This window comes from Nocardia bhagyanarayanae (genome assembly GCF_006716565.1).
GTDB lineage: Bacteria > Actinomycetota > Actinomycetes > Mycobacteriales > Mycobacteriaceae > Nocardia > Nocardia bhagyanarayanae.
On sequence record NZ_VFPG01000002.1, the window covers coordinates 19051 to 26945 of the forward strand.

A 7895-nucleotide genomic window follows, 5' to 3' on the forward strand; every position below is an offset into this window, starting at 1 on the left:
GGTTCGCTACGGTGAAGACGTGACGACCACGGTGGGGAGGCAATACGGCGGGCGCGCCGTCGCCGAGCGCAAGGCCGAACGGCGGCTGCGGTTCCTGGAGGCGGCGACGCGCCTCTTCGCCGAACGCGGGTACACGGAATGCTCGCTCGCCGACGTGTGCGCCGCCGCCGGGCTCTCCAAGCGGCAGTTCTACGAAGAGTTCGAGACCAGGGAGGACGTGCTCGCCGCGGCCTACGACCGCATCCAGGACGACGCCGTCGCCGCCGTGGGCGGCGCACTGGCGACCCTCGACCCTCGGTGGGACCCGCGCGCCGCGCTGACCGCCGTGCTCACGGCCTACCTCGGCTCGCTCGGCGCCGACCCGTACCGCGCCAAGGTGGCCTTCATCGAAGTGGTCGGGGTCAGCGATCGGATGGAGCGGCACCGGCGCGAACGCAGGCACGCCTGGGCCGCCGTGCTCGAATCGGCCGTGGTGCCGCGCGTCGCGCCCGGCGGCCACATCCGCGGTGGTCCCGGTCTAGCGGCGAGCGCGCTGATCGGCGCGATCAACGGACTCACCCACGAGTGGCTGCTCTGCGATCCGCGGCCGCCGGTGTCGGCTCTCGTCGAGCTGCTGGTTCCGGTGGCGATCGCGTTGATCGAAAGCCCGTGAGCGCCACCGGAACTCGTTCGTCACCGCATCACGTGAGCAGGCCCTCCAGGCGACGCGCGCGCGTGGGCTGACGCAGCTTGCCCATCGCCTTCGCCTCGAGCTGACGGACCCGCTCGCGGGAGACGCCGAGCGCGGTGCCCACCTGCTCGAGCGTGCGGCCCTCGCCGCGGTCCAATCCGAAGCGAAGCAGGATCACTTCCCGTTCCCGGTCGGTGAGCGTGGCGAGCACCGTGTCCAGCCTGCCGCGCAGCATGTTCGCCGCGACCACGTCGGCCGGGTCGGGGGCGTCGTCGGGGATCAGCCCGCCGAACTCGGTCTCCCCGTCGCCGACCGGGGTGTGCAGCGACATCGGCTCGCGCCCGTGCCGAAGCACCTCCTCGACCTGGGCGACCGGCATCTCCAGCTCCGCGGCCACCTCCGCCGCGGTGGCCTCGCGGCCAAGTCGCTGGGCGAGCGTGCGCCGGGTGCGGTTGATCCGGTTGAGCACCTCGACGACGTGCACCGGAATGCGAATGGTGCGGCCCTGATCGGCGAGTGCGCGGCCGATGGACTGGCGAATCCACCAGGTGGCGTAGGTGGACAGCTTCAGGCCGAGCCGGTGATCGAATTTCTCCACCGCGCGGATCAGGCCGAAGGTGCCCTCCTGCACCAGGTCCAGCAGGGACATCCCGGTCGGCGTCGGATAGCGCTTGGCGATCGAGACCACCAGGCGCAGGTTGGCCCGGATCATGTGGTCCTTGGCGCAGAGCCCGTCGGCGGCGGCGCGGCGCAGCTCGCGGCGCTCGGCGGGCGTGAGTTCGATTCCGGCGTCGGCGCTTTCGTCGAGACGCTGCTGCGCGAGCACGCCCGCCTCGATGCGGACGGCGAGGGCAACCTCCTCGCCGGAGGTGAGCAGCGGGGTGCGACCGATGTGGCGCAGGTAGTCCCGCACCGGGTCTTCGGTGAGGGTGGCGGTGGCGGAGTGGGGCACGGGTGGTCCTTTCGGTCGAGCGAGGAGGCGGTCCGGGGTCGGCGGCAGTTCGGCAACGTCGGGTCGCCGGACCGTGGCGGCGGGCCGTGCGGTTCGCGCGCGGCCCGCCGCCGTGGGATTGCCGGGCGGGTTTCGCTCAGCGACCCGGGATGCGCAGCGGACGGCGCGGCTTGCCCCGATGGGTCTGCGCCCGCTGGACGCCGCCGTGGCGGGCGGGTCCGCCGTGGAAGAGGTTGTGCGATCCGGTGATCGGCGGCTTGCCGGTGCGGATCGGCGCGGCGCCGAGGTGTCGGCGGATCGCGGTCTCGAGGTGCGCGGTGTCGATGTCGGCCACGGTGGCTGCTCCCTTGCGGTCGGTCTGGCTGGTGCGGATCGGGGCTGCGGTCTGGGGGCCGTGGGTCATGCGCAGGGGGTCTCCTTCTCGGTTCGTGCCGTCTTCTCGGGCGGCGAAGACAAACTTAGATCAGACCTAAAAATATGTCAACTACAAATTTATGATGGGATCGGATACGCTCCCGACATGACCGAACAGGGACTTCGTGCGCGCAAGAAGCAGCAGACGCGCGAGAACATCTCCCACCAGGCGACGCTGCTGTTCCTGGAGCGCGGATTCGACAAGGTGACGATCGCCGACGTCGCGGCCGCGGCCGACGTCGCCAAGATGACGGTGACCAACTACTTCCCGCGCAAGGAAGACCTCGCCCTCGATCTCGGCGAGGTCTTCGTCGACCAGCTCGCTCGGACCGTGCGCGAGCGCGAGGCGGGCCAGTCCGCGCTGGCCGCACTGCGACGCGCCTATCGCACCGCGGCCGCCGAGCGGGATCCGGTGGTCGGCTTCTCCGGTCCCGAGTTCGCCAGGATGATCGCCGAGAGCCCCGCGCTGCTCGCGCGCTTGCGCGAGTTCCACGAGGAAAGGGAGGCGGCGCTTGCCCGCGCGCTGGCCGCGGAAACCGCTGCCGCACAAGACGATATCGCGCCGCGAGTGGCCGCCGCCCAGCTCGGCGGCGTGCACCGGGTGCTGTTCGAGGAGACCATGAGACGCACCCTCGCGGGCGAATCGAACGACCAGATCGCCGCGGCGCTGACCGGGTACATCCAAGTGGCCTTCGACGCGCTGGAACCGAGCTTGGGCGACTACGCCGTGCGCGCCGAATAACGCGCGAGGCGGGCCCGGCGGCGCCGTTCGCTGCCGTGTCGCTGGCCCGCCACCCGGTGACCGTCGGACCATACTGGCACGATGACCGGTGCAGTCGCTGTTGCCGAGGAGTCCAGCCGGGAGCCGATCGGTCGCGGGCGGACCAACGTCATCTTCGCCACCATCGTGCTCGGCATGCTGATGGCCGCACTGGACCAGACCATCGTCTCCACGGCCCTGCCCACCATCGTCGCCGACCTCGGCGGCGCCGGGCATATGGCCTGGGTGGTCACCTCTTATCTGCTCGCCGAGGCGGTGGCCACCGCGCTGGCGGGCAAGCTCGGCGATCTGTTCGGACGCAAACTGATCTTCCAGCTCAGCGCGCTGATCTTCATCGCGGGCTCGATGCTGGCCGGTCTGGCCAACGGCATGCTGCTGCTGATCGTCGCGCGCGGCGTCCAGGGCGTCGGCGCCGGCGGCTTGATGGTCACCTCGATGGCGCTCATCGCCGACACGATTCCGTTGCGCGACCGCGGCAAATACCAGGGCGCGCTCGGCGCGGTATTCGGCGTCACGACGGTGATCGGGCCGACGCTGGGTGGCCTGTTCACCGACCACGCCAGCTGGCGCTGGTGCTTCTACGTCAATGTGCCGGTGGCGATCGTCATGATCGCATTGGCGGCGCGCACCATTCCGCGCGTCAAGGTCGCGGCCAAGCCGATCATCGACTACGCGGGCATCGGCCTGGTCGCTCTCGGCGTATCAAGCCTGATCCTCGGTCTGGAGTGGGGCGGGCAGGAATACCCCTGGGGCTCTTGGCAGGTCATCGGGCTGTTCGTCGCGGCGGTGCTCCTGCTCGCGGCGTTCGTCGCGGTCGAGTTGCGGGCCGCCGAGCCGATGCTGCCCATGCGCCTGTTCCGCGGCAACGTCTTCACGGTGTGCTCGATCCTCAGTTTCATCGTCGGGTTCGCCATGCTCGGCTCGATGACCTACCTGCCCGCGTATCTCCAATACGTGGACGGCATTTCGGCCACCATGTCCGGCGTGCGCACGCTGCCGCTGGTGGCCGGGCTGTTCTTCACCTCGATCCTGTCCGGTCAGGTGGTCGGGCAGACGGGGCGTTACCGGTACTTTCCGATCGCGGGCACCGCCGTGATGGCGCTGGGGCTGTATCTGATGTCGACCATGGGTCGCGACACCAGCGTCTGGCAGGAATCGCTGTACATGCTGATCCTCGGTCTCGGCCTCGGTCTCGCCATGCAGGTGCTGACCATCGTCGTGCAGAACACCGTGCCCTACGCCGATCTGGGCACCGCGACCTCCGGCGTCACCTTCTTCCGCACGCTCGGTAGCGCTTTCGGCACCGCCGTCTTCGGCACGCTGTACTCCAACCAGCTCACCCCGAATCTGGCCGGGGCGCTTGCCGAGGTGCGGGTGGTGCCGCCCGAGGTGGCGGCGAATCCGGAGGCGCTGCGCGCGTTGCCACCGGCGCAGGCCGCGCCGATCATCGACGCCTACGCCATGACCATCGACCACGTGTTCCGCTGGGTCGTTCCGGTCGCGCTCGCCGGGTTCGTGGTGGCCTGGTTCCTGAAGGAGGTGCCGTTGCGTGACAGCGCACGCGCGGGCGCTTCCGATGTGGGAGAGGGCTTTTCGGTGCCCGACAACAGCGACCGGGCGGGTCTGCTGGAACGCGCCGTCGCGGTGACCATGCGCAAGGCGCGCGCGGAAGGCCCTGTGTTCCCGGCGATTCTGGCCGACGCGGGCAGCCCGCTCAGCCGCGGCCAAGCCTGGGCGGTGGGACAGGTATACCTGCACAACAGGGTTCGCGGCGTTGCCACGCTCGGGATCATCGCCCGCGCCCATCGGGTGCCGGTCGAGGTGATCGAGCCGGTCTTTCGGAAGGTGATCGGCGCGGGTTATGTCGACGCCGACGACGGCACCCTGTACCTGACCGAAACCGGCTCGGCCGAAGTCGATCGGGTGACGGCGGCGTGGCGGCGCTGGCTCGGCGCGCGCCTCGACACCGGCGACGAGCGCGACCCCGCCGATCGCGCGCTCCTCGACCAAGCCCTGATGAGCGTCGCCGCCAAGCTTCTGGAGGAACACCTGGACGAGGTGGAACCCGCCACGGTCGGTTGAGGAAGGTGTGCGGAGGCAGACGCCACCGGCACTTGTGCACGAATACTCGCTTACGTATATTCGTAGACGAGTAAGGAGGTGTCATGGCCCCGAAGCGCAAGGTGAACAACCTGCTGGCGCTCGCGATCCTCTCGGTGATCATCGAACGGCCGATGCACCGCTACGAGATCGCCTCGAAGCTGCGCGAGCGCGGCAAAGACCAGGACATGGACATCAAGTGGGGTTCGCTCTACACGGTGGTCCAGAACATGGTGAAGGCCGGTTTCCTCGAACCCGTCGGCAGCGAACGCGAGGGCGCGCGCCCGGAGCGCGTCATCTACCGCATCACCGACGCGGGCCGGGCCGAAATGTCCGACTGGACAAGAGAATTGATCGCCACCCCGGTGACCGAGCACGACGCCTTCACGGCGGGCCTCTCGGTGATCGGCGCGCTGCCGCCGGACGAGGTGATCGAGTTGCTCGCCACCCGGATCGCCGCGCTCGACGCGATCATCGCGGGCATCCGCCGGGAACTGGACGGGCTCGCGGGTACGCTGCCCCGCCTGTTCGTGATCGAGACCGAATACGGGCTCGCGATGCTGGAGGCCGAGGCCGCGTGGGCCCGCTCCTGGCGCGCAGAGCTGGTCGACGGCACCTTCCCCGACCTGGCGCTGTGGCGGCAGATGCATGCCGGCGGCCTGGCGCCGTCCGACGTCGTCGACATGGTGGAGAGGGGGATGCGAGCGCCCGAGTAGACCAAGCGCATCGGTAGCGACAGCGCCGAACCAGACACCGCCGCCCGGCGACAGCCCGGGGGCGATACACGAGACCGGACCCGGCGGAGGTGCGGCAACACCACCGCCGAGCCCGATGAAACCGTCTCGAACCGTGCCCGCACGGAGCGCACCCGGCCACGAGGCTGGCAACCACAGGATAGCTGGGTGCGCGGTCCGCGGATCGGTTCGGGAAACCAACCCGACTCACATCCGGAGATACCTCATGTCCAGAATCCGTTCCGCACTCGTCGTCGGCGGCGGCATCGCCGGGCCCGTCGCGGCCACCGCCTTGCTGAAAGCGGGCATCGACGCCCGCGTCTACGAGGCCTACCCCGGCCCGTCCTACGGCATCGGCAGCGGGCTCGCGCTCGCACCGAACGGCGTCGCCGCCCTCGACATCGTCGGGGCCGGCGATCCGGTGCGCGGCATCGCGCAGCCCGTGTCCAAGATGATGCTCTCGGTCGGCCGCACCCGGCACCATGTGCCCACCTTGCGCGACGAACCGCCGCTGCAATTGGTGGACCGCGCCGAACTGCACCAGACGTTGCACGACCACGCGGTGGCCGCGGGCGTTCCCGTCGAGTTCGACAAGCGCCTGGTCGGCGTCGACGAGCACGCCGACGCCGTCACCGCGCGCTTCGCCGACGGCAGCACCGCGACCGCGGACGTGCTGATCGGCGCCGACGGCATCCGGTCGACCGTGCGCGGCCTGATCGACCCGAACGCACCGGGCCCGCGGTACACCGGCATGCTCGGTTTCGGCGCCGCCACCGAGTGCGATGCCGAAATACCGGCCGACACCATGGTTTTCGCCTTCGGCCAGAAGGCGTACTACCTGTACTGGTCGACCGGTGACGGACAAGTCTTCTGGGGCGCCAACCTGCCGCACAAGCAGTACCTGACGCTCAGCGAAGCCCGCGCCGTCCCGGCGTCGCACTGGTTGTCGATCCTGCGCGACACCTACGGCGCGGACACCCCCGGTGGCGAACTCGCCCGCAACACCACCGAGGAGCAGCTGGAGGTCACCGGCGGCCTGCACATCATGCCGCCGGTGCCGCACTGGTACCGCGGCCGCATGGTCCTGGTCGGCGACGCGGTGCACGCGCCGTCCAACAGCTCCGGGCAGGGCGCGTCGCTGGCCATCGAGAGCGCGGTGCAGCTGGCCAGGTGCCTGCGGGATCTGCCGGAGCCGGAGGCGGCGTTCGCGGCCTACGAACGGTTGCGTCGCGGCCGGGTGGAGGGCATCGCGATGCGCGCCGCGAAGATCAACAACAGCAAGACGCCAGGGCCGGTAGGTCGTAAGATCATGAACCTGCTCATGCCGCTGATGGTGAAGACGGTGATGAACCCCGAGAAAACCATGGGCGCCGAGCAGCGCTACCGCATCGACTGGGACTCGCCGGTCCAGTCGGAGCCGGTCCTCGCCTGAACCCGGTCCGCGCAACCGCCGGTCGCGACATCTGTCGCGACCGGCGGTTGCCGCGTGCCCCCTTGGGTGGGGAATCGTTCACCCTCGGAGGTGAGGGAGGCAGCACTGGGGTTCCTGTCGAGGAAGGCCCGGGACGGCGAGATTAGTAGTCAGACAGAAACGCCGCCCGACTCCCGAGGAGCACCGCAATGCCGACCGAAACCATCGCACCTTCCGTTCCGACCCGGACGGGCGCGCTCGCGTCGGTCACCCACTTCGACCCGGCCGCCGTCGCGGTGTCCACCCCCGACTGCGACCTCACCTACGGCGAACTGGACTCTTGGTCGAATCGGCTCGCCAGGGTGCTGCTCGAGAACGGCGCGGGCCCGGGCACCACGGTCGCCATGGCGGTGGAGCCGGTCATCGAGTCGGCCGTCACCCGTTGGGCCATCGCCAAGTCCGGCGCGACCCCGGTGCTCGCCTCGTCCGGTTCGGCCGCGGTCGAGTCGGCCGCCCTCGGTGTCACCACCCACGCGAGCCGCGGCGAACTGACCGACTCCATCGGCTGGCTGCTGCTCGACGACCGCTCGATGCTGGTTCGCTACCTCACCGGCTCGGACGCGCCGATCACGGACGCCGAGCGCGAACCCATGCGGCGCGCGTCCTGACGGCGCGCCGACATCCCGCTGCGGGAAATCCTTCCTGACATGCGGATTTCGAATTGTCGACCAGCGTGCGGAGCTAGACTCTCCAGGGGAAGTACTCCTATGCGCACGCTGGTCGACTCATCCGCGGGAAGGCTCGTTCCCACACGAGTCGAAGCCCGTCGCGAG

8 protein-coding genes are annotated in these 7895 nt (G+C 69.8%); 6 read left to right on the forward strand and 2 right to left on the reverse strand.

All coding sequences use genetic code 11. The annotated features are described in order from the left end of the window. Nucleotides 1-19: 19 nt before the first annotated feature. The gene (locus FB390_RS26910) at nt 20-652 is read left to right on the forward strand and encodes a TetR/AcrR family transcriptional regulator (protein ID WP_141812072.1); all 633 of its coding nucleotides are present in this window, start codon (nt 20-22) and stop codon (nt 650-652) included. A gap of 28 nt (nt 653-680) precedes the next feature. On the opposite strand, the gene FB390_RS26915 is transcribed toward FB390_RS26910, so the two are convergent. Both FB390_RS26915 and FB390_RS26920 read right to left on the reverse strand, forming a co-directional pair. Further along, nucleotides 681-1622 carry a sigma-70 family RNA polymerase sigma factor gene (locus FB390_RS26915; protein ID WP_221639422.1) on the reverse strand — a complete coding sequence of 314 codons (942 nt, stop codon included), beginning with the start codon at nt 1620-1622 and terminating at the stop codon, nt 681-683. A 136-nt stretch (nt 1623-1758) separates the two neighbouring features. After that, entirely contained in the window at nt 1759-2025 is a 267-nt protein-coding gene (locus FB390_RS26920) for a hypothetical protein (protein WP_141812074.1), read from the reverse strand. A 117-nt stretch (nt 2026-2142) separates the two neighbouring features. Between FB390_RS26920 and FB390_RS26925 the strand changes: the two genes are divergently transcribed. The 5 genes from FB390_RS26925 (at nt 2143) to FB390_RS26945 (ending at nt 7730) form a co-directional block, all read left to right on the forward strand. After that, nucleotides 2143-2778, forward strand: a complete 636-nt coding sequence (locus tag FB390_RS26925) for a TetR/AcrR family transcriptional regulator (protein ID WP_141812075.1) — start codon at nt 2143-2145, stop codon at nt 2776-2778. A gap of 81 nt (nt 2779-2859) precedes the next feature. After that, the gene (locus tag FB390_RS26930; RefSeq protein ID WP_141812076.1) at nt 2860-4899 is read left to right on the forward strand and encodes an MDR family MFS transporter; all 2040 of its coding nucleotides are present in this window, start codon (nt 2860-2862) and stop codon (nt 4897-4899) included. A gap of 83 nt (nt 4900-4982) precedes the next feature. Continuing rightward, nucleotides 4983-5633, forward strand: coding sequence for a PadR family transcriptional regulator (locus FB390_RS26935; RefSeq protein ID WP_141812077.1), 651 nt, complete (start codon nt 4983-4985; stop codon nt 5631-5633). 244 nt (nt 5634-5877) lie between these two features. Then, nucleotides 5878-7083 (forward strand): FAD-dependent oxidoreductase, encoded by a 1206-nt coding sequence (locus tag FB390_RS26940; RefSeq protein ID WP_141812078.1) that lies wholly within the window; start codon nt 5878-5880, stop codon nt 7081-7083. Nucleotides 7084-7271: 188 nt separating this feature from the next. Next, nucleotides 7272-7730, forward strand: a complete 459-nt coding sequence (locus FB390_RS26945) for an AMP-binding protein (RefSeq protein ID WP_141812079.1) — start codon at nt 7272-7274, stop codon at nt 7728-7730. The last annotated feature ends 165 nt before the right edge of the window (nt 7731-7895 follow it).